This window comes from Neisseria sp. HMSC064E01 (assembly GCF_001808875.1).
GTDB classification, from domain to species: Bacteria; Pseudomonadota; Gammaproteobacteria; order Burkholderiales; family Neisseriaceae; genus Neisseria; species Neisseria sicca_A.
This window is the reverse complement of record NZ_KV794939.1, coordinates 71,104-71,599: the sequence shown is the minus strand read 5'-3', so window position 1 is coordinate 71,599 and position 496 is coordinate 71,104.

The window sequence follows — 496 nt, the reverse complement described above, 5'->3', positions numbered from 1 at the left end:
GGAAGGTTAGGATGGGGGTGGCTTTGTGGTTTTAAGCAAAATCAAATTCGTGCAGCCCGTAGAGCCACCCTCTCCCCAGCCCTCTCCCGCCGGACGGGAGAGGGGGCAGGTTGCGCGTAGAGACATAGATTTCTGTCGCACTACCGTCATTCCCGCGCAGGCGGGAATCTACTTTTGAATCTCGGCAACTGTTTTTCAAACATCAGTTTCTTAAGATTTCTGATGGATTCCCGCCTGCGCGGGAATGACGGCGGAGGGGTGTTTAGCGTGGTCTTATTATGAGGAAAGGTCGTCTGAAACTAAGTTTTCGGTTTCTGACGACCTCGTTTATTCAATCAATGCAGATTTGGGATAACTCAAGTAGCGTGGGCTTTGCCCACGAATGAATAAAAATACAGCAATCCTTCAAATTAGCATACTGCAAGTCTCGTGGGCAAAGCCCACGCTACTCATTGCTGCAACGACAACCTGTCCCTTCCCCCGTCCGGCGGGGGAA